General features: G+C 70.4%; 27 protein-coding genes. 11 read left to right on the top strand and 16 right to left on the bottom strand.

The window, feature by feature from the left end:
- Window positions 1-23: 23 nt before the first annotated feature.
- Genes ACTU3I_RS01840 through ACTU3I_RS01815 form a run of 6 tightly spaced genes read right to left on the bottom strand, consistent with a single transcriptional unit; the run spans window position 24 to window position 5388 of the window.
- A complete protein-coding gene (locus ACTU3I_RS01840) occupies window positions 24-752 on the bottom strand; it encodes an acyltransferase domain-containing protein (protein ID WP_442923898.1) in 729 nt (242 codons plus the stop codon).
- Complete coding sequence (locus tag ACTU3I_RS01835; RefSeq protein WP_442923897.1) at window positions 749-1585, bottom strand: class II fructose-bisphosphate aldolase; 837 nt, start codon at window positions 1583-1585, stop codon at window positions 749-751. Before ACTU3I_RS01835 ends, ACTU3I_RS01840 begins: the two co-directional genes overlap by 4 nt.
- Entirely contained in the window at window positions 1582-2538 is a 957-nt protein-coding gene (locus tag ACTU3I_RS01830; RefSeq protein ID WP_442923896.1) for a 1-phosphofructokinase family hexose kinase, read from the bottom strand. The genes ACTU3I_RS01835 and ACTU3I_RS01830 overlap by 4 nt, the downstream gene beginning before the upstream one ends.
- A complete protein-coding gene (locus tag ACTU3I_RS01825; RefSeq protein WP_442923895.1) occupies window positions 2523-3653 on the bottom strand; it encodes an N-acetylglucosamine-6-phosphate deacetylase in 1131 nt (376 codons plus the stop codon). Before ACTU3I_RS01825 ends, ACTU3I_RS01830 begins: the two co-directional genes overlap by 16 nt.
- Window positions 3650-4516 (bottom strand): ROK family protein, encoded by an 867-nt coding sequence (locus ACTU3I_RS01820; protein WP_442923894.1) that lies wholly within the window; start codon window positions 4514-4516, stop codon window positions 3650-3652. Before ACTU3I_RS01820 ends, ACTU3I_RS01825 begins: the two co-directional genes overlap by 4 nt.
- Window positions 4513-5388 (bottom strand): SIS domain-containing protein, encoded by an 876-nt coding sequence (locus tag ACTU3I_RS01815; RefSeq protein ID WP_442923893.1) that lies wholly within the window; start codon window positions 5386-5388, stop codon window positions 4513-4515. The genes ACTU3I_RS01820 and ACTU3I_RS01815 overlap by 4 nt, the downstream gene beginning before the upstream one ends.
- Before the next feature lie 114 nt (window positions 5389-5502).
- On the opposite strand from ACTU3I_RS01815, the gene ACTU3I_RS01810 reads away from it, so the two are divergent.
- From ACTU3I_RS01810 to ACTU3I_RS01780, 7 genes are all read left to right on the top strand, one after another.
- Complete coding sequence (locus ACTU3I_RS01810) at window positions 5503-6315, top strand: DeoR/GlpR family DNA-binding transcription regulator (RefSeq protein WP_442923892.1); 813 nt, start codon at window positions 5503-5505, stop codon at window positions 6313-6315.
- A 163-nt stretch (window positions 6316-6478) separates the two neighbouring features.
- Entirely contained in the window at window positions 6479-7663 is a 1185-nt protein-coding gene (locus tag ACTU3I_RS01805) for a Gfo/Idh/MocA family protein (protein WP_442923891.1), read from the top strand.
- A gap of 35 nt (window positions 7664-7698) precedes the next feature.
- On the top strand, window positions 7699-9006 hold the full coding sequence (locus ACTU3I_RS01800) for an ABC transporter substrate-binding protein (protein WP_442923890.1): 1308 nt from the start codon (window positions 7699-7701) through the stop codon (window positions 9004-9006).
- Window positions 9003-9965 carry a carbohydrate ABC transporter permease gene (locus tag ACTU3I_RS01795; RefSeq protein WP_442923889.1) on the top strand — a complete coding sequence of 321 codons (963 nt, stop codon included), beginning with the start codon at window positions 9003-9005 and terminating at the stop codon, window positions 9963-9965. Before ACTU3I_RS01800 ends, ACTU3I_RS01795 begins: the two co-directional genes overlap by 4 nt.
- A complete protein-coding gene (locus ACTU3I_RS01790) occupies window positions 9958-10857 on the top strand; it encodes a carbohydrate ABC transporter permease (protein WP_442923888.1) in 900 nt (299 codons plus the stop codon). Before ACTU3I_RS01795 ends, ACTU3I_RS01790 begins: the two co-directional genes overlap by 8 nt.
- 49 nt (window positions 10858-10906) lie before the next feature.
- Complete coding sequence (locus tag ACTU3I_RS01785) at window positions 10907-11647, top strand: DeoR/GlpR family DNA-binding transcription regulator (RefSeq protein ID WP_442923887.1); 741 nt, start codon at window positions 10907-10909, stop codon at window positions 11645-11647.
- Window positions 11648-11782: 135 nt separating this feature from the next.
- On the top strand, window positions 11783-13528 hold the full coding sequence (locus ACTU3I_RS01780) for a DUF4832 domain-containing protein (RefSeq protein WP_442923886.1): 1746 nt from the start codon (window positions 11783-11785) through the stop codon (window positions 13526-13528).
- Window positions 13529-13613: 85 nt separating this feature from the next.
- Here ACTU3I_RS01780 and ACTU3I_RS01775 read toward each other — a convergent pair whose 3' ends face one another.
- The 6 genes from ACTU3I_RS01775 to ACTU3I_RS01750 form a co-directional block, all read right to left on the bottom strand.
- The gene (locus tag ACTU3I_RS01775; RefSeq protein WP_442923885.1) at window positions 13614-14534 is read right to left on the bottom strand and encodes a hypothetical protein; all 921 of its coding nucleotides are present in this window, start codon (window positions 14532-14534) and stop codon (window positions 13614-13616) included.
- A 138-nt stretch (window positions 14535-14672) separates the two neighbouring features.
- Window positions 14673-15494: a hypothetical protein gene (locus ACTU3I_RS01770; protein ID WP_442923884.1), complete on the bottom strand. Its 822-nt coding sequence runs from the start codon at window positions 15492-15494 to the stop codon at window positions 14673-14675.
- 72 nt (window positions 15495-15566) lie between these two features.
- Window positions 15567-15701 carry a hypothetical protein gene (locus ACTU3I_RS01765; RefSeq protein WP_442923883.1) on the bottom strand — a complete coding sequence of 45 codons (135 nt, stop codon included), beginning with the start codon at window positions 15699-15701 and terminating at the stop codon, window positions 15567-15569.
- Window positions 15698-18007: a phosphoribosylformylglycinamidine synthase subunit PurL gene (gene purL / locus ACTU3I_RS01760; protein ID WP_442925301.1), complete on the bottom strand. Its 2310-nt coding sequence runs from the start codon at window positions 18005-18007 to the stop codon at window positions 15698-15700. Before purL ends, ACTU3I_RS01765 begins: the two co-directional genes overlap by 4 nt.
- A gap of 288 nt (window positions 18008-18295) precedes the next feature.
- A complete protein-coding gene (locus ACTU3I_RS01755; protein ID WP_442923882.1) occupies window positions 18296-18691 on the bottom strand; it encodes a hypothetical protein in 396 nt (131 codons plus the stop codon).
- Between the two features lie 25 nt (window positions 18692-18716).
- Window positions 18717-19349, bottom strand: coding sequence for a MarC family protein (locus ACTU3I_RS01750; protein ID WP_442923881.1), 633 nt, complete (start codon window positions 19347-19349; stop codon window positions 18717-18719).
- A gap of 71 nt (window positions 19350-19420) precedes the next feature.
- Between ACTU3I_RS01750 and ACTU3I_RS01745 the strand changes: the two genes are divergently transcribed.
- Together ACTU3I_RS01745 and ACTU3I_RS01740 are read left to right on the top strand one after the other, a co-directional pair.
- Window positions 19421-19765 carry an ArsR/SmtB family transcription factor gene (locus ACTU3I_RS01745; protein WP_442923880.1) on the top strand — a complete coding sequence of 115 codons (345 nt, stop codon included), beginning with the start codon at window positions 19421-19423 and terminating at the stop codon, window positions 19763-19765.
- A 40-nt stretch (window positions 19766-19805) separates the two neighbouring features.
- The gene (locus ACTU3I_RS01740; protein WP_442923879.1) at window positions 19806-20783 is read left to right on the top strand and encodes an SRPBCC family protein; all 978 of its coding nucleotides are present in this window, start codon (window positions 19806-19808) and stop codon (window positions 20781-20783) included.
- A gap of 96 nt (window positions 20784-20879) precedes the next feature.
- Here ACTU3I_RS01740 and ACTU3I_RS01735 read toward each other — a convergent pair whose 3' ends face one another.
- The 4 genes from ACTU3I_RS01735 to ACTU3I_RS01720 all read right to left on the bottom strand — a co-directional run bounded on the left by ACTU3I_RS01735 (window position 20880) and on the right by ACTU3I_RS01720 (window position 23950).
- Complete coding sequence (locus tag ACTU3I_RS01735) at window positions 20880-21677, bottom strand: ABC transporter permease (RefSeq protein ID WP_442923878.1); 798 nt, start codon at window positions 21675-21677, stop codon at window positions 20880-20882.
- On the bottom strand, window positions 21674-22432 hold the full coding sequence (locus ACTU3I_RS01730; RefSeq protein WP_442923877.1) for an ABC transporter ATP-binding protein: 759 nt from the start codon (window positions 22430-22432) through the stop codon (window positions 21674-21676). The genes ACTU3I_RS01735 and ACTU3I_RS01730 overlap by 4 nt, the downstream gene beginning before the upstream one ends.
- Before the next feature lie 166 nt (window positions 22433-22598).
- Window positions 22599-23453 carry a DUF4097 family beta strand repeat-containing protein gene (locus tag ACTU3I_RS01725; RefSeq protein WP_442923876.1) on the bottom strand — a complete coding sequence of 285 codons (855 nt, stop codon included), beginning with the start codon at window positions 23451-23453 and terminating at the stop codon, window positions 22599-22601.
- On the bottom strand, window positions 23450-23950 hold the full coding sequence (locus ACTU3I_RS01720; protein ID WP_442923875.1) for a toxin-antitoxin system HicB family antitoxin: 501 nt from the start codon (window positions 23948-23950) through the stop codon (window positions 23450-23452). Before ACTU3I_RS01720 ends, ACTU3I_RS01725 begins: the two co-directional genes overlap by 4 nt.
- 287 nt (window positions 23951-24237) lie before the next feature.
- Between ACTU3I_RS01720 and kdpF the strand changes: the two genes are divergently transcribed.
- Both kdpF and kdpA read left to right on the top strand, forming a co-directional pair.
- Window positions 24238-24327 carry a K(+)-transporting ATPase subunit F gene (kdpF, locus tag ACTU3I_RS01715; protein WP_442923874.1) on the top strand — a complete coding sequence of 30 codons (90 nt, stop codon included), beginning with the start codon at window positions 24238-24240 and terminating at the stop codon, window positions 24325-24327.
- A 16-nt stretch (window positions 24328-24343) separates the two neighbouring features.
- Window positions 24344-26011 carry a potassium-transporting ATPase subunit KdpA gene (gene kdpA / locus ACTU3I_RS01710; protein WP_442925300.1) on the top strand — a complete coding sequence of 556 codons (1668 nt, stop codon included), beginning with the start codon at window positions 24344-24346 and terminating at the stop codon, window positions 26009-26011.
- Window position 26012 lies beyond the last annotated feature (1 nt).

Raw genomic sequence — 26012 nt, 5'->3', positions numbered from 1 at the left:
TCGCGGCGCATCTCGCTTCCGCATCAGGCAGGAAGGATGCCGGTCGGCTCTCGCCACCCCGCGCCGGTGCGCAGCTGCGCGACCACGAGGCGCTCAAGACGCGAGCGGGGCTCGACGGCGTCGCCGTCCCGCACCTCGGCGAGAGGCCGGCGGAACACGAACTTGCACACCGACTCGGCCGCCTCTCGGGATGGCTCGGCGGTGCCGGTCACCGTGAATCGCTCGGCGAAGGCGGCGATGTTGCTGCCCGGAAGAGCGCTCGGAAGCACCGGGTCGAGGAGCCAGCTCGTGCAGCAGAACTGCGCCGCTCCCGTCAGCTCGACCGCGGCCGCCAGGGACGCATCGACGGCGGCGGGGAGCAGAGCCCCGGTCTCGGGGATGTGCAACGCGTACCCGTGAACTCCGGCAGTCCGCTCCACCTGCAGGCGGCCGACCTGCACGACGTCACCGCGGAGGATGCCGAGGAGCCACGGCAGAACGGTCTCGGCTCCGTAAAGGGCGTGCTTTCGGCCGACGTCCGGGAGGCTCGCGAGCGTGATCGCCCCGGGAATGCCGTCCCGCCGGTGGCGGGCCACGGCGTCGGGCACGACGGCGACGAGCGCTGCGAGCACGGCGCGACCCGAAAGACCGTCGAACGCGGTATCCGGGATCGGCGCGGTCGACGCCAGCACGGCGCGGAATCGTTCCACCACCTCCGCGTCGGGCACGTCGGGGGACGCGGCGAGGCCCAGCAGAGCCGCAGGATCGCTCATCCCGCGTCGAGCAGCCTCAGGAGGCGGGTGATCTCGGATGCGACGGCTTGCCGACCCGGGGCCACGTACTTGCGCGGATCGACGAGGGCCGGCGCCTCCTCCAGCGCGGTGCGCACGGCGCCGGTGAACAGGCCGTTGAGATGCGTGGAGATGTTGATCTTCGTCATTCCCGCGCGCACGGCTCCTCGCAGCTGGTCGTCGGAGAGCCCGGAGGAGCCGTGGAGCACCAGCGGAGCCGTCACGGCCTCGGCGATCCGTCCGATGAGGGCGGTGTCGACGGCGGCTTCGCGCGAGGTCATCGCGTGCGACGTGCCCACCGCCACGGCGAGCCAGTCGATCTCGGTCGCCTCGACGAACCGTGCGGCGTCGGCCGGGTCGGTGCGGGCGCCGGGCGCGTGCACTCCGTCCTTGCCGCCCACCTCGCCGAGCTCCGCCTCGACGAGCACGCCGCGGTCGTGGCAGAAGCGCGCCACGTCGTGTGTCGCCGCGACGTTGTCGTCGTAGGGGAGCGTCGAGGCGTCGAACATGACGCTGTGAAAGCCGAGTTCGACCGCCTCATGTACCAGCGTGACGTCGTCGGCGTGGTCGAGGTGCACGAGCGACGGAACGGACATCGAGCGCGCGATGCTCAGCGTGGCCAGCGCCAGGGGCGCCAGCGCACCGTGATAGGCCACGCAGTTCTGGCTGATCTGGAAGATCACCGGTCGGCCGGCGTCTTCGGCCCCGGCGGCGATGGCCTCGGCGTGCTCGAGCAGCACCACGTTGAAGGCTCCGACGCCCATGCCGGCACGGCGGGCTTCGGAGACGAGGTCGATCGTGGTCTGGGTGCTCATGGCGAGGTCCGTTCGGGGTGGGTCGGCAGGGGCGACATGGCGGGCGGCAGGCCGATGCGCGCGCACAGGTCGGGGATGCGGGCGGCGTCGATCTCGCCGGCCACGGGATGCAGCACCGCGGCGGCGCCGAGGACCGCGGCCCAGGCCAGCGCCGTGTCGACGTCGTGTCCGTCGGTGAGCGCAGCGACGAGGCCGGCGGTGGCGGCGTCACCGGCACCGGTCGGGTTGCCTGCGACGTCGGGGACGGCCGTGCGCTCAAAAACAGCGCCGTCGGGTTCGCGCAGCAGGAGGCCCTGCGCGCCGCGAGACATCACGACGCGCGAGCCGGCTCCGCCCAGCCGGGCCAGAGCATGAGACGTGTCGCCGCTGCCGACCACATCCTGCACCTCGTTCTCGTTGGCTTTGACGACATCAGCACCGGCGTCTGCGGCGGTCCTGAGCAGCGGACCACTCGTGTCGACGAGCACTCTCGCGCCCCGCCGGCGCACCGCGGAGATGAGGCGATCCAGGCGGAGGCCATCGGTCCCCGGCGAGAAGGACCCTGCGACGACGACCCAGTCGCCCGGTCCGGAGCATCCGGCCACCATCGTCAGCAGCGCCTCCCACTCGGCGTCGGTCAGCGCCGGACCCGGCTCCGACAGCATCGTCGGATGGGAGATGCCATCGACGACCGCGACAGTGCTTCGCGTCTCACCGGCGATCGCGCAGTAGCGGGCCGGGATGCCGTCGGCGTGCAGGGCGCGCTCGATCCACCGCCCGCTGTCGCCGCCGAGAGGGTGCACCGTCGTCACGTCGCGGCCGAGAGCGCGTGCGACGCGAGCGACGTTGATCCCCTTGCCGCCGGGCCGGCGCTGCACGTCGCGCACGCGCACGGTCTCCCCGAGAACCTGCCGGTCCACCGTGTAGGTGATATCTACGGCGGGGTTCGGAGTGAGGGTCACGATGCGAGCCATCGCCCCGCCTTCATCGTGCGGAGTGTGCGGTCCGCCGCCACGGTGACAAGGTCGGCGACATCGCCGATGCGCAGGGACGGGGCGGACAGGCCGAGAACGGCGGAGGGCCGTGAGGATGCCGCGGCGAGGAGTCGCGAGGGCGCGACTCCTCGCGAGCGAAGGCGCGCCACGATCCCCCCGAGCGTCGCGGTGCTTCCCGCCAGTGACGTGCCGTCGGCGAGCTCCGCGATGCCGCCGGCGACGACGACGTGCGATCCGGCGAGCTCGTATTCGCCGTCGCCGAGCCCGGTGGCGGCCATCCCGTCGGAGACGAGTATCAGCGAGTCATCCGCTGCCCTCAGCACCGCGTCGATCACGACGTCGTCCACGTGGATGCCATCGGCGATGAGTTCCACGGCCAGCTGCCGGTGCGCGAGAGCCACTCCGACCGGGCCAGGATCGCGGTGATGCAGGGGGCGCATGCCGTTGAAAAGATGTGTCACGACGGTGGCGCCGGCGTCGATCGCGCGCTGGGCGGTCGCGGCATCCGCGTCGGTATGACCGATCGCTGCCACGACGCCGTGCCGGGTCAGCGCGGCGATCGCCTCGATCGCGCCCGGGAGTTCCGGGGCGATCGTCACCATTCGCACCGTGCCGCCGGCCGCCTCGAGCAGGGCTTCGACCTCGCGGAGTTCGGGCGATCGCAGCAGCTCGAGTCGGTGCGCGCCGCGGCGCTGCGGCGAGAGCCACGGTCCTTCCAGGTGGATTCCCTCGAGAGCGCCGGATCGCACCAGCGCCTGCAGTTCGCGCAACCTCGCGGCCGTGGTCTCCATCGGCCCGGTGGCGATCGATGCCACGAGCGTCGTGGCTCCGTGTGCGGCGTGATAGTCGATCGCCGGCTGGGGGTCGACGCCGAGTTCGGCGAAGTCGACGCCCCGCGCACCGTGGACGTGGATGTCCACGAACCCCGGCATGACGACGTCGGTCTCGTAGATCGCCGCACCCTCGGGGTTCGGGGCGGTGCCCGCGCCCCGGTCGACGATCACGCCGTTCTCGACGCGCAGCCATCCGGGCGCCGAAGCATCAGGGTCGACCACGTGTGCGGCGGTGAGCAGCAACCCCGCAGGCGCGCTCATGTCGTCCCCCTCGCAAGAAGCGCCGCACCGAGGGCGGCCGCCCGGTCGCCCAGTCGCGCCGGGCGAAGAGCGGGCCGGCGCAGCATCCCCAGGCGCGCATCGAGGGCGCGCTCGAGCGGTTCGAACAGTTCCGACCCCGCGAGGGCGAGACCGCCTCCGACGATGATCGTCGCGGCTCCGGTGCCGGCGGTCAGCCCGGCGAGCGCGTCGGCGAGAACGTCGATCGTCTCGAGCCACACCTTCCGCGCGGCAGGGTCACCGTCGCGCACGTTCGAGAGCACGCTTTTCGCGTCGGGCGACCCCGCCCGCCGTGCCGTTCCGGAGGCGGAGGCCACCTCTTCGACGCGCATGCCGGCGAAGGGGCCCGAGGCGATCCGCAGCTGACCGATCTCCCCGGCCCATCCGCCCCCCACGAGCGGATGACCGTCCACGAGGACGGCGGCGGCGATCCCGGTACCGACCGGCACGAAGGCGACGACATCAGACAGATCGGATGCTGCGCCCCAGCGCGCTTCCGCGAGCGCTCCGGCCCGCACGTCGTGGCCGAAGCCGACGGGCCGCCCGAGACGGGCTTCGAGGAGAGCGGCCAGCGGGAGGTCGCACCAGCCCAGGTTCGCCGATTGCACCGCGTGGCCGTGGACCTCGTCCACGATCCCGGGGACGACCACGCCCACGGGAAGCCGTGCGGCTTCGTCGAGTTCTGCCAGCATTCGCGCGATGGTGTCGACGACGCCCGCGCCCGTCGGATCGGGCGTCACGGTGGGCCTGCGCGACTCGGCGTGAACGGTACCGGTTTCGTCGGCGACGACGGCCTTCACGGTCGTGCCGCCGACGTCGATCCCGATCGCGAGCGTCGCGGTCACGCCAGGATGACGGAGCGTGTCAGCGACCGAGGGTGGTCGGGGTCGAGACCCTTCGCCTTGGACAGCGCGACGGCGAAACGCTGGGCGACGACGAGACGGGCGAGAGGGTCGAGGTCGTGTTCAACGAAGGTCGCTCCGGTGGCGGCGACCTCGGCTTCCAGGCCGGCAGGGGTACCACCGAGGCTCCAGACCAGGCGCCCGGGCTGGGCGATCGAGATCGGCCCGTGGCGGTAGTCCATCGCGGGGTAGGACTCCGCCCACGCCTGCGCGGCTTCGCGCGTCTTCAGCGCCGCCTCGTAGGCCAGGCCCACGGCCCATCCCGTGGCCAGGAACGTGCACTGGTCGACGGCGACGAGCGCGTCGACGTCGATGTCGAGGGCGATCCGCGCGTCGGCGATCGCGCCGTCGAGATCGTCGCCGAAGGAGCTCCGCAGCATCGCGACGACGCTGGTGGCGAAGCGGGTCTGCACGACCGACTGCTCGTCGGCGAAGTCGAGCACGACCACGTCGTCGGCCGGAGCCGTCGCCGGGGAGTCGGCGACGGCGGTGATGAGCGTGGTCGGTCCGTCGACCTGCGAGAGCAGCTCGACGATCTCGGTCGTGGTTCCAGACCGCGAGATGGCCACGACGCGATCGTAGCGTCGCCCCGTCGGGAACTCGCTCGCCGCGAAGGCGTCGGACTCGCCGAGTCCGAGCTCCTCGCGGCGGACGGCGACGGCCATGGCGACGAACCAGCTGGTGCCGCATCCGACGAAGGCGACGCGCTCGCCGGCCGCAGGGAGCGCGCCCGCCACGGTCGAGGCCAGCTGCACCGCCTCGGACCACGTGCGGGGCTGTGATGCGATCTCGTCGTCGACGAAGGTGCGGCTCATCATTCTTCTTCCTGGGAGAGCAGATCAATACTGATCGTTTAGCAAGCATTTGAGCAGAATCGATCACGCGAGTCAACCGGGCGTGTGTCAGCATGGGCGGAGGGAGGCCCGGCCATGCACCAGCAACAGCGGCTCAATCTCGTGCTCGAGCTGATCAGTGAGCGCAGCAACGTCACGATCGCCGACATCAGCGAGCGCCTGGGGGTCTCCACGGCGACCGCGCGCCGGGATCTCAACACCCTCGCCGAGCAGCGGCTGGTCACGCGCACGCACGGTGGCGCCACCGCCCTCGGCTCGGGATACGAGCTCCCACTGCAGTACAAGATCGCCCGGCAGGCCGACGCGAAGCTCGCGATCGCCCGCGCCGTGGAGGCGCTGATCGCCCCGGGGGCCACGGTGGGCATGAACGGCGGAACGACAGTCACGGAGGTGGCGCGCGCCGTGGGCAGGAGCGAGCGGCTGCACTCCGTCGGCGGGGAGCCGGGCGTCACGATCGTCACCAACGCCCTCAACATCGCCTTCGAGTCGTCCGTGCGCGAGAACATCAAGATCGTCGTGACCGGCGGCGTTCCGCGACGCCAGTCGTACGAGTTGATCGGGCCGCTCGTCGGGCGGTCGCTGCACGATTTCAGCCTCGACATCGCCGTGCTCGGCGTGGACGGCCTGACGGCGGAGTTCGGCGCCACCACCCTCCACGAGGGCGAGGCCGACGCGAGCCGTCAGATCTCCGCGGTGGCCCGGCGGGTCGTCGTCGCCGCCGATCAGACGAAGATCGGGCGCACGACCTTCGCCCGCATCTGCGCCCTCGACGACGTGGACACCCTGGTCACGGATGCCGCGCTCCCCGCGCGGGTGGCGGCCCAGTTCGAGAAGGCCGGCGTGGACGTCGTCGTGGCGACGCCCACTCGCGCACCGGCTGCTCGCTGACGCGTTCGCACGTCTCTCGCCGCCTCTACGGCGACGGGGAAGCGGGCGGGCGCGCGGGAAATGACGTCGAGCGCTGGTAGAACATGCTCGATTTCCGGTCAGACGTGACAAATTCGCTCACAGTGTGCAAGATGGGCTCCATGCACACCGGAGTGGCGACCTCATGACCGACCCGACGCTCGTTTCCCCTGGCCCGCGCATCGCGGTGGTGGGCGTGGGTGCGCGCAGCGTGATCGCGCATCACGTCGGAGTCGCTCTGGCGGGTGCCGCCGTCGTCGCAGCGGTCGATCCGTCGCCCCAGGGGCGCGCCCGCGCGGACGCGCTCTTCCCGGGAGTCCCGGTGTTCGAGGACGTGTCGGCTCTCCTGGCCGGGGAGGCGATCGACGCGGCCGTCGTCACGTCGCCCGACGACACGCACGCCGACATCGCCGAGCAGCTGCTGCGCGGGGGCGTCGCGGTTTACCTCGAAAAGCCGCTCGCCACGACGCTCGCCGACGCCGACCGCGTCCTGACGGCCGCTGCGGAGGCGGGGAGCGTCCTCTACGTGGGCCACAACTTCCGTCACGCCGCCGTGGTGCGGCGGATGAAGGAGATCATCGACCGCGGCGAGATCGGCGAGGTCAAGGCGGTGTGGGTGCGGCACTTCGTCGGCAACGGCGGCGATTACTACTTCAAGGACTGGCACGCCGACCGGGCGCGGACGAACACGCTGCTCCTGCAGAAGGCCAGCCACGACCTGGATGTCGTCCACTACCTCTGCGGGGCGTACACCCGCCGGGTCGTCGGCATGGGAGACCTGATGGTGTACGGCGGGATCACGGATCGCCGGGAGCGTCCGGGCCAGACGATGCCGGACTGGTTCTCGTTCGACAACTGGCCACCGGCCGCGGCCACCGGCCTGAACCCTGTCGTCGACGTCGAGGACGTCTCGATGATGATGATGACACTCGACAGCGGCGTTCTGGCCAGCTATCAGCAGTGCCACTTCACTCCCGACTACTGGCGCAACTACACCGTCATCGGCACCGAAGGCCGGCTCGAGAACATCGGCGACACGGCCGGCGGCGTGGTGAAGGTGTGGAACCGCCGCCGCGAGTGGGCCGTGGCCGGCGATCTCGAGTATCCGATCGAGGGCGACGCGAGCGGGCACGAGGACGCCGACATCTCCACGATGCGCGAGTTCCTCAACCACGTCGTCCACGGCACCCCCACCGTCGTGTCTCCCTTGGCCGCACGAGCCGCCGTGGCGGCGGGCGCCCTCGCGGCCGACTCCCTGCGCTCGGGATCTCGCCCCTTCGACGTGCCCGACCTGCCGGCGCACGTCGTCGACTACTTCACCTCGCACTGACTCACACAGCACCACCCGATCGAAAGGAACGACCGATGACACCGACCCGATGGGGCCGCCGCGCACTCGGCGCATTGGCCCTCACCAGCGCTGTCGCCCTGGCCGCAACCGCCTGCAGCGGCAGCAACGGGGGATCCGGCGGCTCGGGCGAGTACGCCGCTCCCGAGAAGGACATCACCGCCGAGATCACGTACGGACTGTGGGACCAGTCGCAGGTCGACGCGATCGAGGAGAGCATCGCGGGCTTCAACGAGGAGTATCCGAACATCACGGTGAAGCTCAGCGTCACGCCGTTCAGCGAGTACTGGACCAAGCTGCAGACCCAGGCCTCCAGCGACACCCTGCCCGACGTCTTCTGGATGAACGGACCGAACATCCAGCTCTACGCCCTCAACGGCAAGCTGGAGCCGATCACCGGAGCCGTCGACGCGGGTGACATCGACCCCGCCAACTACCCGGAGTCGCTCGTCGACCTCTACACCGTCGACGATGTGTCGTACGGGGTGCCGAAGGACATGGACACCATCGGCGTGTGGATCAACAAGGAGCTCTTCGCGAAGGCCGGCGTCGCCGTTCCGAGCGCGGACTGGACGTGGGACGACTTCCAGACCACGGCCGCCCAGATCTCCACCGCCCTCGCGGGCGAGGGCGTGTACGGCGCCGCCGGCGGAATGGACGGTCAGACGACCTACTACAACACGATCTTCCAGGCCGGCGGCGATGTGATCGAGGGTGACAGCTCGGGCTACAACACCCCGCAGGCGCAGGCGGGCATTCAGTTCTGGTCCGACCTCATCGCCTCGGGCGGATCGCCCACGATGGCCCAGCTCACCGACACCTCGGCCGACCAGTGGTACACCTCCGGCAAGCTCGCGATGTACATGGGCGGCAGCTGGTTCCGCTCGGCCCTGACCGACGTGCCGTTCGTCGACAGCGTCGATGTGCTTCCGCTTCCGACGGGCGAGGAGCAGGCCACCGTCATCCACGGCGTCTCCAACGTCGTCGCGGCGGGCTCGAAGAACAAGCAGGCCGCACAGGCGCTGCAGGTCTACCTCGCGAGCAAGCAGGCCCAGCAGGCCCAGGGCGAGTTCGGCTCCATCATCCCGGCCTTCGAGGGCACGCAGTCGTCCTTCGCCGCGTCGATGCCGCAGGCCGACTTGCAGGTGTTCCTGGATGCTGTCGCCTACTCCCGCCCGCTCCCCGTCAGCGCGAACACCGCGGCGTGGAACGCGCTCGAGGCGGAACTGCTCCCGCAGGCATTCTCCGGCGAGCGCCCCGTCGCCGAGGTGACGGACGAGCTGGCCACCGAGATGGACGAAGCGCTCGCGAAGGAAGCGCGTTGACGCTTGCCCAGCGCACCGCGGTGACCCCCGCCGCTCCCTTGCGGAGCGGCGGGGGTGACCCGCGCCCGCGCCGCTCTCCGCGGCGGGGCGACGGGTGGTGGGCCCTGGTCTTCCTCGGACCGCTGGGGTTGGGGATCGGGGCGTTCTACATCTGGCCGATCATCCAGACCGCCGGGTTCTCGTTCACGAGCTTCGGCGTCTTCGGCGACGCGGCCTTTGCAGGGCTGGAGAACTTCACCCGGCTCTTCACCGAGCCGAGCTTCTACCTCTCCCTCGGCAACACCCTGCTCTACACGCTCATCGTTCTGCTGGGCGTGCCCCTCGCCGTCGTCCTGGCGAGCCTTCTGAATCTGCCCGGTCTACGGTTCGCCTCGGTGTACCGCGTGCTGTTCTTCCTGCCGTACGTCGCGATGCCGACCGCGATCGCATTCGTGTGGCGCATCATCTTCAACGGCGACTTCGGGCTCGTGAACTATCTGCTCTCCCTCGTCGGCATCGAGGGGCCCTACTGGATCAGCACTCCCGGCTTCGCCATCGTCGCCGTCGCGATCGTCGGGCTGTGGAGCTCGGTGGGCTTCTCGATGATCGTCCTCGCCGCGGGACTCAAGACCATCCCGCCCGAGCTCTACGAAGCGGCGTCCCTCGACGGCGCCAGCCGGTGGCGGCAGTTCCGGTCGATCACCGTGCCGTTGCTGACCCCCAGCATCTTCTTCGTCACCATCATCACGGTGATCTCGTGCTTCCAGCTGTTCGATCTGCTCTACGCGATCCTCGGCACCACCGCCACGAATGCGACGCTTCCCCGGAGCATGTCGCTGGTCTACTACTTCTACCAAGCCGGATTCGTCAACAACGAGAAGGGGTACGCCGCGGCCGTCGCGATGATCATCTTCGTGATCATCGGGCTCGTCACCTTCCTGCAGTTCCGATTCCAGCGGAGGTGGGTCCACAATGACTGACGCCCTCACCACCCGCACCCTCGTCGCTCCCGCGGGCCGACGCGATCGTGGCGCCGAGCGCCCCCCGCGTCGCGTCCGCGGCGGCAAGGAGTACGTGGTCGCGCATCTCGTGCTCGCTGTCGGGGCGGTCGTCATGGCCTTCCCATTCCTGTGGCAGATCATCATGTCGCTGTCGACGAACGAGCAGGTGCAGTCGGTCACGCCGGTGTTCTGGCCCGGCGAGCTGCAGTGGGACAACTACGCCGAGGTGTTCGAACGGCTGCCGTTCTTCCAGCAGTTCGGCACGTCGGTTCTCATCACCGTCATCCGCACGGTGGCGCAGCTCGTGCTGTGCACGATGGCGGGGTACGCCTTCGCCCGTCTGCGCTTCCGAGGTCGAGGCATCCTGCTCGGGGTCGTCCTGTCGATCCTGATGGTGCCCTCGCAGGTGTACCTGCTGTCGCAGTACCAGATCATCCAGAACCTGGGCCTTCTCAACTCCATCGGGGGGCTCGTCCTCCCGGGTCTGTTCAGCGCGTTCGGCACCTTCCTCATGCGAACGGCGTTCCTCGCCATGCCGGCCGAGCTCGAAGAGGCGGCGCGCTTGGACGGCGCGAACACCTTCCAGATCTTCTGGCGCGTGATGCTCCCGCTGGCGACACCCACGATGAGCGTTCTGGCGATCACGACGGTGCTGTGGTCCTGGAACGAGCTGCTGTGGCCCCTCGTCGTCACGAGCTACAGCTCCGAGATGCCCCTGTCGGCCGGGTTGGCGACGCTCCTGAGCGACCGCACCACCGACTACCCGGTGGCGATGGCTGCGAGCCTGCTCGCGATGGCGCCTGTTCTCATCATGTTCATCGTGCTGCAGCGGCGTGTGATCGACGGGCTGGCCTCGTCGGGTCTGAAGTAAGGAGCACTCGACGGAGGTGTCGGACCCGACCGCGAAGCGCACCCGCAGGATGAACGTCATCCTCGATGCGCTCGCCGAGCGCGGCAGCATGACCGTCGACCGGCTGGCCGTCACCGCCGGCGCCTCGCGCGCGACGATCCGCCGCGATCTGGCGGCGCTCGCCGAGCGCGGACTCCTCGTCCGCACGCACGGGAGGGCGAGCGCCGCAGCGAGCGCGGAGCGTCCCGAGGCGCTGCGCGACGCGCGGTTCAGCGACGCCAAACGGCGCATCGCCCGTCACGCCGTCGCCCTCCTCCCGCCCGGGGCGCTCGCGCTCGCGATCGGTGGAGGAACAACCACGGCCGAGGTGGCGCGCGAGCTCCCGGATCGTGCGGGGCTGACGGTCATCACGAACTCGCTCACGATCGCCGGCATCGCCAGTTCCCACGCCGGATGCGCCGTGCTCATGACCGGAGGGCGGCTGCGGCCGCAGTCCTATGAGCTGGTGGGGTCGCTCGCGGAGCGCAGCTTCGAGGCCGCGCACGCGACGATCGCGGTGCTGGGGGCCGACGGCGTCAGCGCGGCCGGCGGCGTCAGCACGCACGACACGGCCGAGGCGCGCACCAACCATGCCATGGTCGCCACGGCGCGGTGGACGATCCTCGTCGCCGACGGCTCCAAGGTGGGGCGGGTGTCGGGCGCTCCCATCGCCCGCGCCGCGGAGGTCGACGTTCTCGTGACGGATGCGGCCGCCGACGCGGAGGAGATCGCTCGGCTGCGCTCGGCGGGCATGCACGTGGTCGTCGCCTGACCCGGCGCGAAGCATCCGCTCACCGACGTTGCGCGTTTGCGCTCATTCGTGGACGCGCCTTCGCACTGCCGTTAGCGTCCGTTCCACGCCCGGGAAGACCCGGGCCGATTCCCCCGGACACCTGAGGAGCGATCGATGCCAACCCCCCATCGACGGCGCACGAACCTGACCGCACTGGCGGCCGTCGTGGCCGCCGCCGTCGTGCTCACCACCGCGGCGCCGGCCGCCGCGACCCATCCGCGTCCCGCGGACCCCGAGCCGACCGTCGTGTCGTACTCGGAGGACGAGGCCGCGATCGCCAACCCGGCGCGCGGGTTCTATCACCACACCGAGACCCACTCGCGCGTCGACGGCAGCGGATGGACGCCGCTCGCCGGCGACGCGCTCGCCGGCTTCCGCGCGGAGGGCGTGTCGCAGGTGCTGCGGGTCGTCTATCTCGAGCGCTACGTCGACGCCGACCTCGACGCGACGCTTCTGGATGCGCTCGCCGCGGACTTCGCGACCGCACGCGCCGCCGGAGTCTCGATCATCCTCCGGTTCGCCTACGCCCAGGGCGGCGACTGGCCGTACTCGCCGCCGTACGGCGATGCGTCGCAGGAGCGCGTCCTCGCGCACATCGCACAGCTCACCCCGCTGCTGCGCGCGAACGCCGACGTCATCGCCGTGATGCAGAACGGCTTCATCGGCCTGTGGGGTGAGGGCTACTACACCGACCACTTCGTGGCAGACCCCGCCGACCCCGGCGTCGTCACCGACGAGGACTGGGAAGCCCGCGCGACCGTGCTTGACGCCCTCCTCGAGGCGCTTCCGGACTCGCGCATGGTGCAGGTGCGCACCATGCAGTGGAAACAGCGCACGCTCGATCGCCCGACCGGCGCGGAGGGGGCGCTTCCCGCAGACGACGCGTTCGACGGCAGCGCGCTCGCCCGGACCGGCCACCACAACGACTGCTTCCTGGCGTCGCCGGACGACTTCGGGACGTTCCTGTCCGACCCGATCACCCTCGACCAGGAGTACCTCGAGGCCGAGACGCGGTTCCTCCCGATGGGCGGGGAGACGTGCACGGTGAACCCACCGCGCTCGGGGTGGGAGTCGGCATCCGCCGAGATGGCGCGCTACCACTTCAGCTACCTCAACCGGGACTACAACACCGACGTGCTGAACTCCTGGGGCGCGGCGAACCTGACCGAGGTCGCGAAGCAGCTCGGCTATCGCTTCGTGCTGGAGGAATCGCGCGTGGTCAGCGGCGACGCGCCGTCACTCGAGATCGACGTGCGTAATGAGGGCTGGGCGGCGCCGTACAACCCGCGCCCGGTGTCGGTCGTGCTGGACGGGGCTGCGGGAGCGGTCACCGTGCCGCTCGACGCGGACGCCCGCACATGGGCTCCCGGTGAGACCGTGACCCTGACGGTGCCGCTGAGCGATGTCCCCGCCGGGTCGTACACCGCGTCGCTGGCCCTTCCCGCACCGGAGACGTCGGTCGCGGCCGATCCGCGGTTCGCCATCCGTACCGCCAACGTCGGGACGTGGGACGCCGCGCGCGGTCTCAACCAGCTGCAGCAGCAGGTCACGATCGGCAGTGCCCCGAAGGCCGTGTCGAAGCCGGCCGTGCGGGTCTGGCGCGATGACGTACGCGTCACGTGGCATCCGGCGCGGAAACCGTCGGCCGCCCCGGTCACCGCCTACACCGTGACACTGACCTCGGCGGCGGGGCAGGTGCTGACGCAGGACGCGGCGGAGGGTTCCCGGACGGTCACCTTCTCGGACGTGCCTGCAGGACGCTGGCGCGCCACGGTGGTGGCGACGAACGTGGTCGGCTCGTCTGCGCCGTCGAAGCCGTCGGCGACGGCGGTGGTGCACCGCTCGCATCACCACCGGTAAGCACTGCCCCGCATCGCGCCGAGCGCACTCCGTGACCTCTTGCTCATCCCGTGCTCTCGGCGCGATGTCGTGCGCGCGGCGGGGTTCAGGGGCGGGGCTTGGGTCGCACGATGCGACCGGGCGCCGTGTCGCTGGGAGGAGAGGGCTTCGTCGAGGCGGCCGGCGGATGCGGCGGCTCGGGCCGCGGCGGAGTGAGGGGGACGCGCGGCTCAGTGGGGGATGTAGATGGTCCCGTTGCGGCGGGTGGAGCCGAGTCGGTTCCGGGTGCCGGCTCGCGTCGCACGGGGTCGGCGCCCGGAGCCGCGCCGCCGGCATCCGCAGTCGCGGGAAGCTCGAGGGCGACGCGCTGCTCGAGAACGTCGATGGCCTCGTCTGAAAGCGAGAGCAGCCCGTCGAGCTCTTCCCGCACCCGCCGGTACGCCAGCTGCCGCTCCGCGGGGGTCGCTGCCTGGTCGACGGCCACGGTGAGGAGCTGTTTCGCCGTGTCGAGGCGCTTGCGCTCGGCATCGCTGAACGACGAGTCCTTCACGCGGCGGGCGTCGCGCTCGGCGACCTCGAACGCGACTTCATAATCGGTGACGGCCTCGCGGTACTCACGCAGCTGCTCGGCGGTGAGCCGGGCCTTCACCGAATCGGGGCGCAGACTGTCGGCGACGCGCTGCGCGCGCAGGAACGCCGCCGTGAGCGGCTGGCGTCCGTCGCTCATGGCGGGAAAGGCGATGAGCTTGGCCACATCCAACTCGTAGTCGAGCCACCGCGCGGTCACGGCGTCGTGCGCCGCGAACAGGCGGGCGAGCTGCGCCGACTGCGATTCGTCGGGTCGCGCCTCCAGCGGGGTCGCGCCGGTCTGGGCTGCCTTCAGCTCGCCCTTGAGGCGCATCACCTCGAGCCGGCGCTCGTGCCGGTTGCGCGCGCTCTTCTCCCACGTTCCGGCGACCGCGCCGACCGCCCCGAGAAGGGGGAAGGCCAGCCACCAGTAGCCGCCGATGAAATCGAGGAGACTCACCCCGCCATGCTACGACCCGGGTGCGGCTCGGCACCGGGCACCGCCGGATGCTCGCGACAGGAGGTTCGCCCAAAACAGGACACTCCGCGCCGCATCCGTCCTGTTTCGGGCGCGCGAGACAGAGGTGACCCGAGGTCGTCAGTCGGAGCGGCGCCGCCGATTGCGCCAGGCTGCGGCGCGAGCGAGCGCCTCGGCCGAGAGGGCGATCGCGCGCGAGGTGGAGTCGACGACGTCGCGGGCGATCTCGGCCCATCGCTCGGATCCGCTGGATTCCGGATCGGGCTCGCCGTTCTGCCGGCGCGCGGCGCGTTCGGCGACGTCGAAGGCGCGCTGTGCCTGGCGCACCGCATCCCGGTACGCGGCGAAGTCCGCCGGGCGCATACGCGCAGCGGCGGATGCCGGACGCAGCCACTGCGCGGTGGCCTGGGCGCGCAGGAACGCCGCCGTCTCGGGCGCGGACGGATCGCTCATGGCCGGGTACTCGATGAGCTTGGCCGCATCCGTCTCGTAGGCGACCCACCGCGACCGGAGGGCGTCGTGCTCGGCGAGCAGACGCGCCAGCGGCAGCTGCGATGGGTCGGCGCGGGCGGCGGGGATGGCAGCACGTGCCGCCGTGACATCCGCCCGACGGGCCCGCAGGTCGGCGCTGGCGGCGCGCACGTTGCGCTCGGCCTGTTGCACGGCCTGCCGTGCCGCCGCGATCTCGCCCGGATGAGCGCGCGCGGCGGTGCGGTCGGCTTCCGCCCGGGCGACGGCGGCCCGCGCCGCGAGCACGGCGGCTCGCGCGCGCCGCACAGCGTCGCGCGCGGCGGTCACGTCTTGCTGTGCGGCTTCGAGTTCGATCCGGCGGGCGCGCGAGGAGGAACGCGTGCGCAGCCCCGCCCAGCCGAGCACCCCCGCGCCGGCGGCGGCAGGCGCGACCCACCACACCTCGGTCACCGCCGCCCACACCGCAAGCACATCCCCAGGCTACGCCGCCGACCCTTCGTCTCGCTGAGCGAGGGAGCGCAGCGACCGAGACGAAGCGGAAGATCAGCCGAAGATGAGCGAGATCACCGTGGCACCGCCGCCCACGAGGATCAGCGAGATGATCACCACCCAGGCCACGATCCGGATGCGGCGCTGCCGTTTCTCCGCGAAACCTGCGAACTCCTCGTCGCCGCTCACGCCGGAACCTCGCTCACGGTCGGGCCGAACGCGGCGGGGAGGGTCGCGCCCGACAGCGCCCGTAGCTCGGGCACCGGGATGGAGAAGACCCCCTGCACCTCCAGCGCCGCGGCCGTGCCGTCAGTGGGCGCGTCGGTCACGCCGATGCGCAGCACGGGATAGCCCCGGCCTTCGCACAGTCCGCGGAAGCGCACGTCGTCTTCGCGCGGCACGGTCACCAGCACGCGGCCGGTCGACTCGGAGAAGAGGGCTGCGGGTGCATCCACCCCGTCACGCTCCAGGATCTCGGTCAGCCACACCCGGGCGCCGACGCCGAAGCGCAGCACCGCATCCGTCAGCGCCTGCGCCAGACCGCCCGAGGAGAGGTCGTGCGCGCTGGAGACGAGCGACTGCGAGCCCGCGGCCTGTAGCAGCTCGGCGAGCTTGCGCTCCTGGGCGAGGTCGACCTCGGGCGGGCGGCCGCCGAGGTGGCCGTGGATGGTGCCAGCCCACTGCGAGCCCGACAGCTCGGTGTCGGTCACGCCGAGCAGGTAGATGTTCTCGCCGGCGTCCTGCCAGCCGCTGGGGATCCGGCGGGCGACGTCGTCGATGATGCCCATCACGCCGACGACAGGCGTCGGGAAGATCGGGGTGTCGCCGGTCTGGTTGTAGAACGAGACGTTGCCGCCGGTGACGGGGATCCCGAGTTCGAGGCATCCGTCGGCCAGACCCTCGACCGCGCGGGAGAACTGCCACATCACCTCGGGGTTCTCCGGGCTGCCGAAGTTCAGGCAGTCGGTGACCGCCGCGGGCACGGCGCCGGTGACGGCCACGTTGCGATATGCCTCGGCGAGGGCGAGTTTCGCGCCCTGATACGGGTCGAGCTGACAGTAGCGCCCGTTGCAGTCGGTGGCGATGGCGAATCCGAGTCCCGAAGACTCGTCGACGCGGATCATGCCCGCGTCATCCGGGAACGACAACGCGGTGTTGCCGAGCACGTAGTAGTCGTACTGGTTGGTGATCCACGACGGGTCGGCGAGATTGGGGCTCGCCACGAGCTGCGTGAACTGGCGACGAAGGGTATCGGGATCGGTCTCGCGGGGGAGGGCGCTTGCCGAGTCCTCGTGCAGGGCGTCGATCCACGTCGGGTACGCGACGGGCCGCTCGTACACCGGTCCGTCGACGGCCACGGTGGACGGGTCGACGTTGACGATCTCCTGACCGTGCCAGTCGATGACGAGGCGACCGTCGCCGGTGACCTCGCCGAGCACGCTCGTCTCGACCTCCCACTTGCCGACGACGGCGAGGAACGCGTCGAGCTTTCCGGGAGCGACGATCGCCATCATCCGCTCCTGCGACTCCGACATGAGGATCTCTTCGGGGGTGAGCGACGGGTCGCGCAGCAGCACGTTCGACAGCTCGACCTTCATGCCGCTCCCGCCGTTGGCGGCCAGCTCGCTCGTCGCGCACGAGATGCCGGCGGCCCCGAGGTCCTGGATCGCCTCGACCAGGCCGCCCTGGTAGAGCTCGAGGCAGCACTCGATGAGCACCTTCTCGGCGAACGGGTCGCCGACCTGCACGGCGGGGCGCTTGGTCGGGCCGGTCGAGTCGAACGAGTCGGAGGCGAGGATGGATGCTCCGCCGATGCCGTCGCCCCCGGTGCGTGCGCCGAACAGCACGACCTTGTTGCCGACGCCGGAGGCGTTCGCGAGCTTGAGGTCCTCGTGGCGGAGGACGCCCACGGCCAGCGCGTTCACGAGCGGGTTGCCCTGGTACACCGCGTCGAACACGGTCTCGCCGCCGATGTTGGGAAGGCCGAGGCAGTTGCCGTAGAAGGAGATGCCACTCGTGACGCCGTGGACGACGCGTGCCGTGTCGGGGTGGTCGATCGCGCCGAAGCGGAGCTGATCCATGACCGCGACCGGGCGCGCGCCCATCGAGATGATGTCGCGGACGATCCCGCCGACGCCGGTCGCGGCGCCCTGGAACGGCTCGATGTAGCTCGGGTGGTTGTGCGACTCCACCTTGAAGGTGACCGCCCAGCCCTCGCCGATGTCGACGACGCCGGCGTTCTGCCCCATCCCGACCATGAGGCGCGTCTTCATCTCATCCGAGACCTTGTCGCCGAACTGGCGCAGATAGATCTTGCTCGACTTGTACGAGCAGTGCTCGCTCCACATGACGGAGTACATCGCGAGCTCGCCGCTGGTCGGGCGCCGGCCGAGGATCTCGCGGATGCGGTCGTACTCGTCGGACTTGAGGCCCAGCGCGCCGTACGGCTGCTCCCTCTCGGGCGTGGCGATCGCGTTGTCGACGGTGTCTGCCATTGCGGCCGCTTTCGCGGCGGCGGTGTCGGCGAGGGATGCCGCGCGCGCGGCCGTCTCAGCGGGGGTGGTCACTCGGCTGCACTCCAGGAATTCGCAGGGGGCCGGACGACCCCAGTCTAGGTCCGCGGCTGCCTCGCCGCGGCGCGGGGCCGCTGCATCCGGTCGCGAGCGGAGTGCATTTCACGAGGGGAGGGCCGGATGCCGCGCATCGGCCCTCCCCTCGTGAAACACCCTCCCGTCGTGACGGTGCCGCGGTGCCGCATCCGGATGCGACGCCGCCGCGGCCGGTCAGAAGAGGATCTGCAGGCCCGTCGGCAGGCCGATCGCGAAGTTCACCAGCAGCGAGACGATCCCGGCGATGAACCCTACGGCCGCGAACTCGCGGTCACGACGGGCGTTCAGGCACACGATGCCGCAGATGAACGCGCCGAGCGCGAGGCCCCACACGAGGAACTGGGCGGGCGTGCTGAAATCGCCGAGGGGGACCCCGCCGAAGATGAGGATGCTGAAGTACCACAGCAGCACGACGACGCAGCCGAGCACGGCGATCCACGAGGCGACGCGCACATCGCCCTTCGGCAGATCGACAGATGAGGCGCTCGGCGCCACCGATCGACCGGGCTCGAACGAGTCGGGGAGCTCGTCGTCGACCGGGCGCCGGAAGGCGGGTCGCGGCGAGGTCATGTTCCGAGGCTACCGGGATCCGCTCTCACGTCGAGGATCCCAGTAGGCCGGGGAGAGCCTGTCCGAGCGACGTCACGATCGCCTGAACGGCGATGGCAAGGAGGAGGAGTCCGAACACGCGTGTGATCACGTTCATGCCGGCGGGCCCGAGCACCTTGTGCACGGTGGGGCCGAAGTACAGCACGATCGAGCACGCGAGCCCGACGACGACGATGATCGCCAGGCCGATGGCGTAGTCGAGGATCGACGTGTACGAATGCGCGAAGGTGATCGCCAGAGCGATCGCCCCGGGGCCGGCGATCACGGGCATCGCGAGCGGCACGACCGCGGGGGAGCCCTCGCCGTCGTTGGTCGCGACGGGGCTGCGGCGCGCCAAGAGCATCGCCCAGCCGATGAAGGCGACCAGCAGATTGCCGGCGATCTTGAACGCCGTGATGTCGATGCCGAACAGCTCGAGCACGAACGTCCCGGCCACCAGGGAGATGGCGAGGATCGCGATGACGGCGATGCCCACCACGATCCCGATGCGTCGCTGCTGCTTGGGCTCGCGGTCCTTCGTGACATCGAGGAACACCGGGAGCGAACCGATCGGGTTGCAGATGGTGAACAGCGCGACCGCGCTCGTGACGAACGTGGGGGCCGCGATCGCGTCTGCCATGGCGGTCATCCTAGAGCCGCGGATGTCTCGCCTCTTGACGCCGTCCCCAACCAGCGATAATTTACAACCAAATGGTTGTAGATAACGAACTCGATGACGCGGCGGTGGACCGGATCTTCCGGGCCCTCGCCGACGCCACGCGGCGTGACATCCTGCGCCGCACCCTCGGTGGGGAGCAGTCGGTCTCGGCGCTCGCCGCCGACTACGACATGAGCTTCGCCGCCGTCCAGAAGCACGTCGCCGTGCTCGAGGCGGCCGAGCTCGTGATCAAGCGAGCCGAAGGGAGGGAGCGACTCGTGCGCGCCGACCCGGAGACGATCGCGCGAGCCCGCATGCTTCTCGCCGAATACGAGCGGCTGTGGCGTGCGCGCATCGATCGCCTCGACGACCTCCTGCGGGACGACCCCGCGTTGTGAAACCGGATGCATCCGCATCCCTGTCCGAAGGAGTACGAACATGCCCGTGACATCCGTCACCACCGATCCCGACGCCTTGACCCTCACAATGGTCGCCGACTTCCCGGTGCCGCCCGCGCGGCTCTGGAAGGCGTTCACCGATCCGGATCAGCTCCAGCGCTTCTGGGGTCCTCCCGGCTGGCCCGCGACCTTCGAGAAGTTCGACTTCGTCCCCGGCGGCATCGCGGTCTACGCCATGACCGGACCGCGCGGGGAGACCTCGCGCGGGCGCTGGGAGTTCCTTCAGATCGACGACCCGGCCGGGTACGAGGTGCTCGACAGCTTCGCCGACGAGTCCGGCGAGGCATCCGCCGACATGCCGGCGAGCCGGATGACCTTCGCCTTCACCGCGACCGACGCCGGCTCGCAGCTGACGAGCATCACGTACTTCCCGTCGGTCGAGGCGCTGGAGCAGCTGGTCGGGATGGGCATGGTCGAAGGCGCCACGATGGCGATGAACCAGCTCGACACCGTGCTGCAGGACCTGCGCGATTACGCCCAGGGAAAGGGGACCGAGCTGGAGCTGCTCGATGACACGCACGTGCGTATCACGCGCCTCGTGAACGGGCCGCGTGAGCTCGTGTGGCGCGCGCACCACGACCCCGAGCTCATCCGCCAGTGGATGCTGGGACCCGAGGGCTGGACGATGCCGGTGGTCGAGGTCGACCCGGCGGTGGGCGGTTCCTACCGCTACGAGTGGGAGCCCGAGCCGGGCCAGCCGGGCGAGCGCTTCGGCTTCGAGGGCGAGACGCTCCTGTCGGAGGCCCCGCGGCGCGCCGTGACGACCGAGCGCATGATCGGCATGCCCGGGGAGGGGACGGTCAACGACCTGTCGCTGTACGAGGAAGACGGCGTGACGCTTCTGACTGTGCTCATCGAGTACCCCGACAAGGAGACGCGCGACATGATCCTCGCCACCGGCATGGTCGACGGCATGGAGACGAGCTACGCGCGGCTGGAGTCGCTCGTCCTCGCCTGACCGACTCGCCTGACCGACTCGCCTGACCGACTTGCGTGAATCGGCTGCTAAACATGCACGTTTAGCAGCCGATTCACGCAAACGGATGGCGTCGGGTCAGCGGATGCGGCGCCGGTAGATCGCCATCGCCGCGAGGAACGCCGCGACCAGGATGCCGACGCACCACGCGAGGGCGATCCACAGCTCGGCGCCGACCGGCTGGCCCGTGAAGAGCGCGCGGATGCTGTTGACGATCGAGGTGACGGGCTGGTTCTCGGCGAACCACCGCACCGGCCCGGGCATCGAGTCGGTCGGCACGAAGGCGGAGCTGAGGAACGGTAGGAAGATCAGCGGATACGAGAAGGCGCTCGCACCGTCGACCGACTTCGCCGTCAGGCCCGGGATCACCGCGATCCACGTGAGTGCCAGGGTGAAGAGCACGAGGATCCCCGCCACCGCGAGCCACGCCCCCACTCCGGCGCCGGTGCGAAACCCCATCAGCAGCGCGACACCCACGACGATGACGAGCGACACGAGGTTCGCCACCACCGAGGTGAGCACGTGCGCCCACAGAGTGCTCGCACGCGCGATCGGCATGGACTGGAACCGCTCGAAGATCCCGCCTTGCATGTCGAGGAACAGCCGGTACGCGGTGTACGAGATGCCCGACGCGATGGTGATGAGCAGGATGCCGGGGAGCAGGTAGTCCACATACGGCGTGTCCGTTCCGGTTTGGATCGCGCCGCCGAAGACGTAGACGAACAGCAGCAGGAAGGCGATCGGCATGACAGCCGTCGTGATGATCGTGTCGGGGCTGCGCAGGATGTGGCGGAGCGAACGCCCCGTGAGCACGGCGGTGTCGCCGAGGAAGTGCGAAGCGCCGCCCGGAGCCGGCGAAGCGAGTTCGAGAGTCATGAGGGGTCCTTTCGTGCCGTGATGGTGAGGAAGATCTCCTCCAGGGTGGGCTGCTTCTCGACGTACTCCACGGTCGCCGGCGGCAGCAGCGCCTTCAGCTCGCCGAGCGTGCCGTCGGCGATGATGCGCCCCTCGTGGAGGATCGCGATGCGGTCGGCGAGATGCTCGGCCTCGTCGAGGTATTGCGTGGTGAGGAGCACCGTCGTGCCCCCCGCCGCCAGCTCCTTCACCGCGCGCCAGACCTCGAGCCGTGCCTCCGGGTCGAGGCCGGTGGTCGGCTCGTCGAGGAAGACCACCGCCGGGTCGCCGATGAGGCTCATGGCGATGTCGAGTCGCCGCCGCATGCCGCCGGAATAGGTCGCGGCCTTGCGGTCGGCGGCATCCGTCAGCTGGAAGCGCGCGAGAAGGCGATCCGCGATCGCCCGCGGGTCGCGCTGGTGGCGCAGCCGGGCGATGAGGACGAGGTTCTCACGCCCCGTGAGCACCTCGTCGACGGCGGCGAACTGCCCGGTGAGGCTGATGGCGTTGCGCACATCGGCCCCCTGACGCGCGACGTCGAATCCCGCGACGGTGGCGGTGCCGGCATCGGCGCGCAGAAGCGTCGCGAGGATGCGGATCGTCGTGGTCTTGCCGGCGCCGTTGGAGCCGAGGAGGGCGAAGATGCTGCCGCGTGCGACGTCGAAGTCGACGCCGCGCAGCACGGGTACGTCCTGGAAGGCCTTCGTGAGGTCTCGGACGGAGAGGGCGGATGTCATGGCACAGGTCCTTTCGTCGGGCCGATGGGCGCACGAAGCCATCGCTCTCCACCCCGGAGGGCGGGAGCGCGGTTGCGGGCGCGCTGGAGGGAGGGATGCCGCGGCATCCGTTCAGGGAAGGAGGGTCAGCGAGTCGTCGCGGGAGGACGGGAGCGGGGATGCGGCGTCAGGGGCGCACCTCCGTCCGGTGTACGAGGATGTTGCCGTAGCCGGTGCGCACGCGCAGCTCGAGCCGGCGCTCGTCGGCGGGAGGCGCGTCGGTGGAGCGGAGGTCGGTGCGCACCGACCCGTGCTGGCTCGTCGCGTCGAGCCACACGGCGGTTCCCGACCGCACGCCGATGTCGACGCTGCCGTACGACCCTTCGACCCGGGCGCTTCCGGCGACGAGCTCGCGGATGCGCACGCCGCCGTAGGCCGATTTCAGGGCGAGGTCGCCGGCGAGGACGCCGAGGTCGACGGCGCCGCTCGACGTCGCGATGTCGGCGGGACCGGCGACGGACCCGACGAGCACCGCGCCGTCGGCACCGGCGACACGCAGCGCACCACCGACGTGGTCCACGCGCACCGAGCCTGACTTCATCCGCACGTCGACGTCGCCGAAGACGCGGCCGATGCGGGCATCGCCGTGACCGCCGCGCAGTTCCAGCGCTGAGGCGGTCTCCACTGTCGCGTCGCCGTACGCGACGTCGAGCTCGACCTCGCCGAGGGATCCGGTCAGGTGGGCGGAACCGTAGCGGACGTCGACCTCGACGTGGGAGCCGGTGGGCACGGCGATCACCACGTCGACGGAGTCGTCGCGGGGCCCGAGCATGCGGGGGCGGAAAGGCCCGGTCACCGTCAGCACCCGCCCCGCGCGGTCGGTGCGGACGGCCTCGGCGGCTGCGCGGTCGCGCGCTCGGGAGGGTCGGGACGGGGACACGGTGACGTCGATGTCGTCGCGGTCCGAGGCCACGACGTCGACGCGGCCCATTTCGATGCGGACGCGCACGGCTCCCGTGCCGGTGACGGGGATGCTGGTCATCGCACCCACCCCGTGAAGCTGGAGCCGTGCGATTCAGGCACTGCGCGGCGGGCGGGTTCGAGCGCGGCGGTGATGGCGCGGACCAGCCAGCTGTTGAGCGAGAGACCCTCCGCGGATGCTGCCTGCTCGGCGCGGGCCTTGAGAGCGTCGGAGATCCGCAATGTCGTGCGGCTCGTCGCGGCGTCGTCGGTGTCATCGGGAGCGGGCGCGGGCGCCGGCGCTTCGGGGGTCGCCGCCGCGGCTGCGCTGTCTTCGGCGGGCCGCGTGACGACGAAGTCGACCTCTCGCGCGCGGAGCCGCACGTCGACCGAGCCCGGCGCGAGGTCGCGCGTGATCTCGCCCGCGGCATCCGACAGCGCCTCGAGGAGTGCGAGGCGCGCGGCCGCATCCAGCGCGGCGACGAGGCGCTCGGCGATCTCCTGGGTCTCGGGAGTGCCGGCGGCTGCGGCGGCGACGAGGTGGCGCTGCAACGCCTCGACATGGGACTCGATCTGCATGACACCACTATGACACCATGACGACACCACGTCAACATCAGGCGACGACGATGTGAGGACGGCGTAAGAGAGACCCGATCGCCCGTATGGATTCCGTGAGGATCCTCCGCCGCCGAGGCCGCCGGGAGTTGCATCGGATGCCGTGGTCCCGGGTGCTCCGGGACATCCGCGCCGCACGCGCGGTCCGCACCCGTTGAAGGAGCTCCTGTGCTCGATGTCGTCTTCCTCGCCGCCACGGTCGCGCTGTTCGCGCTCGTGGCGCTCGTGGCTCGGGGGGTCGAGAGGCTATGACGTTCTTCTCGATCCTCGCGACGGTCCTGGCCGTCGCCGCCGTGGTCTATCTCGTGGCCGCCCTCGTGCGGCCGGAGAGGTTCTGACGTGCCGGAGGGAGGTATCTGGTCGCTTCTTCTCACCGGCGCGACCCTCGTGCTCGCGCTGGCCCTGGCCTACCGGCCGCTCGGCGACTACATCGCCCGCATCTACACCGGCACCCGCGACCTCGTCGTGGAACGGGGCACGTACCGGCTTCTCGGGGTCGATCCGCGAAGCGCCCAGACGTGGCAGGCGTATCTCCGCTCGGTGCTGCTGTTCTCGCTCATCGGCGTGCTGTTCGTATACGCCCTCATGCGCCTGCAACAGCTCCTGCCGTACTCCCTGGGACTGCCCGCGCCCAGCGAGCCCCTCACGTTCAACACCGCCGTCTCGTTCGTGACCAACACGAACTGGCAGTCGTACTCGGGCGAGCTCACGCTGGGCTACACCGTGCAGCTCGCGGCGCTCACGGTGCAGAACTTCGTCTCGGCGGCGGTGGGCATCGCCGTCGCGATCGCGCTCGTGCGGGGTTTCGCGTACCGGCGGAGCGCCGTCGTCGGCAACTTCTGGGTCGATCTCGTCCGTGGCACGTATCGGCTCCTGCTGCCGCTGTCGATTCTCGCGTCGATCCTCCTGCTGGCGGGGGGCGTGATCCAGAACCTCAACGGCTTCACGGATGCCGCCACGGTCTCGGGGGCGGCGCAATCCATCCCGGGCGGCCCCGTCGCGAGCCAGGAGGCGATCAAGCTCGTCGGCACGAACGGCGGCGGCATCTTCAACGTCAACTCCGCCCACCCGTTCGAGAACCCGACGCCGTGGACCAACCTGTTCGAGGTCTTCCTCCTGCTGGTGATCCCCTTCTCGCTGCCGCGGGCCTTCGGCCGCATCGTCGGAGACAACCGGCAGGGGTACGCCATCGTCGGCGTCATGGCGGCGATCTTCGTGGCCTCCACGGCGGCACTGACGGTCTTCGAGTCGATCGGTGCCGGTTCGGCGCCGGAGCTGGCCGGGGGGGCGATGGAGGGAAAGGAGATGCGCTTCGGCATCTTCGGCTCGACCCTGTTCGGGACGGCGAGCACGCTGACCTCCACCGGCGCCGTCAACTCGATGCACGACAGCTACACGGCCCTCGGCGGAATGATGCCGATGGTCAACATGATGCTCGGCGAGATCGCACCCGGCGGTGTCGGGGCGGGCCTGTACGGGATGCTGATCCTCGCCGTGATCGCGGTCTTCGTCGGAGGTCTTCTGATCGGCCGCACCCCGGAGTACCTGGGCAAGAAGATCGGACCGCGAGAGATCAAGCTCGCCAGCCTGTACATCCTCGTGACCCCGACGCTGGTGCTCGCCGGCACGGCGCTGAGCTTCGCCATCCCCGGTATCCGCAGCGACGTCGAGTCGACGTCGATCTGGAACCCGGGCGTGCACGGCCTGAGCGAGGTGCTGTACGCCTTCACCTCGGCGGCGAACAACAACGGGTCGGCGTTCGCCGGGTTGACGGCCAACACACCCTGGCTGAACACCGCCCTGGGCGTGGCGATGCTGCTGGGCCGGTTCGTCCCGATCGTGTTCGTCCTCGCCCTGGCGGGCTCTCTCGCTGCACAGGACACCGTGCCGGCGACAGCGGGCACCCTCCCCACCCACCGGCCCCAGTTCGCGGGGCTTCTGGCCGGCGTCGCGCTCATCGTCACCGCCCTCACCTACTTCCCGGTCCTGACCCTGGGACCTCTCGCCGAAGGACTCGTCTGAC

Origin of the sequence: Microbacterium sp. RD1, assembly GCF_052220165.1 — a bacterium.
Lineage (GTDB): Bacteria > Actinomycetota > Actinomycetes > Actinomycetales > Microbacteriaceae > Microbacterium.
Note: the sequence above shows the minus strand (reverse complement) of the source record. Positions and strands in the feature narration are given on the sequence as shown.

Coding starts and splice junctions, on each gene's coding strand:
- ACTU3I_RS01835 (WP_442923897.1), bottom strand. CDS start 1,585: ATGAGCACCCAGACCACGATCGACCTCGTCTCCGAAGCCCGCCGTGCC.
- ACTU3I_RS01730 (WP_442923877.1), bottom strand. CDS start 22,432: ATGACATCCGCCCTCTCCGTCCGAGACCTCACGAAGGCCTTCCAGGAC.
- ACTU3I_RS01840 (WP_442923898.1), bottom strand. CDS start 752: ATGAGCGATCCTGCGGCTCTGCTGGGCCTCGCCGCGTCCCCCGACGTG.
- kdpF (WP_442923874.1), top strand. CDS start 24,238: ATGACGTTCTTCTCGATCCTCGCGACGGTCCTGGCCGTCGCCGCCGTG.
- ACTU3I_RS01800 (WP_442923890.1), top strand. CDS start 7,699: ATGACACCGACCCGATGGGGCCGCCGCGCACTCGGCGCATTGGCCCTC.
- ACTU3I_RS01720 (WP_442923875.1), bottom strand. CDS start 23,950: ATGCAGATCGAGTCCCATGTCGAGGCGTTGCAGCGCCACCTCGTCGCC.
- ACTU3I_RS01825 (WP_442923895.1), bottom strand. CDS start 3,653: ATGAGCGCGCCTGCGGGGTTGCTGCTCACCGCCGCACACGTGGTCGAC.
- ACTU3I_RS01745 (WP_442923880.1), top strand. CDS start 19,421: ATGGTTGTAGATAACGAACTCGATGACGCGGCGGTGGACCGGATCTTC.
- ACTU3I_RS01790 (WP_442923888.1), top strand. CDS start 9,958: ATGACTGACGCCCTCACCACCCGCACCCTCGTCGCTCCCGCGGGCCGA.
- ACTU3I_RS01810 (WP_442923892.1), top strand. CDS start 5,503: ATGCACCAGCAACAGCGGCTCAATCTCGTGCTCGAGCTGATCAGTGAG.
- ACTU3I_RS01830 (WP_442923896.1), bottom strand. CDS start 2,538: ATGGCTCGCATCGTGACCCTCACTCCGAACCCCGCCGTAGATATCACC.
- ACTU3I_RS01750 (WP_442923881.1), bottom strand. CDS start 19,349: ATGGCAGACGCGATCGCGGCCCCCACGTTCGTCACGAGCGCGGTCGCG.
- ACTU3I_RS01815 (WP_442923893.1), bottom strand. CDS start 5,388: ATGAGCCGCACCTTCGTCGACGACGAGATCGCATCACAGCCCCGCACG.
- ACTU3I_RS01735 (WP_442923878.1), bottom strand. CDS start 21,677: ATGACTCTCGAACTCGCTTCGCCGGCTCCGGGCGGCGCTTCGCACTTC.
- ACTU3I_RS01740 (WP_442923879.1), top strand. CDS start 19,806: ATGCCCGTGACATCCGTCACCACCGATCCCGACGCCTTGACCCTCACA.
- ACTU3I_RS01805 (WP_442923891.1), top strand. CDS start 6,479: ATGACCGACCCGACGCTCGTTTCCCCTGGCCCGCGCATCGCGGTGGTG.
- ACTU3I_RS01785 (WP_442923887.1), top strand. CDS start 10,907: ATGAACGTCATCCTCGATGCGCTCGCCGAGCGCGGCAGCATGACCGTC.
- purL (WP_442925301.1), bottom strand. CDS start 18,007: ATGGCAGACACCGTCGACAACGCGATCGCCACGCCCGAGAGGGAGCAG.
- ACTU3I_RS01725 (WP_442923876.1), bottom strand. CDS start 23,453: ATGACCAGCATCCCCGTCACCGGCACGGGAGCCGTGCGCGTCCGCATC.
- ACTU3I_RS01780 (WP_442923886.1), top strand. CDS start 11,783: ATGCCAACCCCCCATCGACGGCGCACGAACCTGACCGCACTGGCGGCC.
- ACTU3I_RS01755 (WP_442923882.1), bottom strand. CDS start 18,691: ATGACCTCGCCGCGACCCGCCTTCCGGCGCCCGGTCGACGACGAGCTC.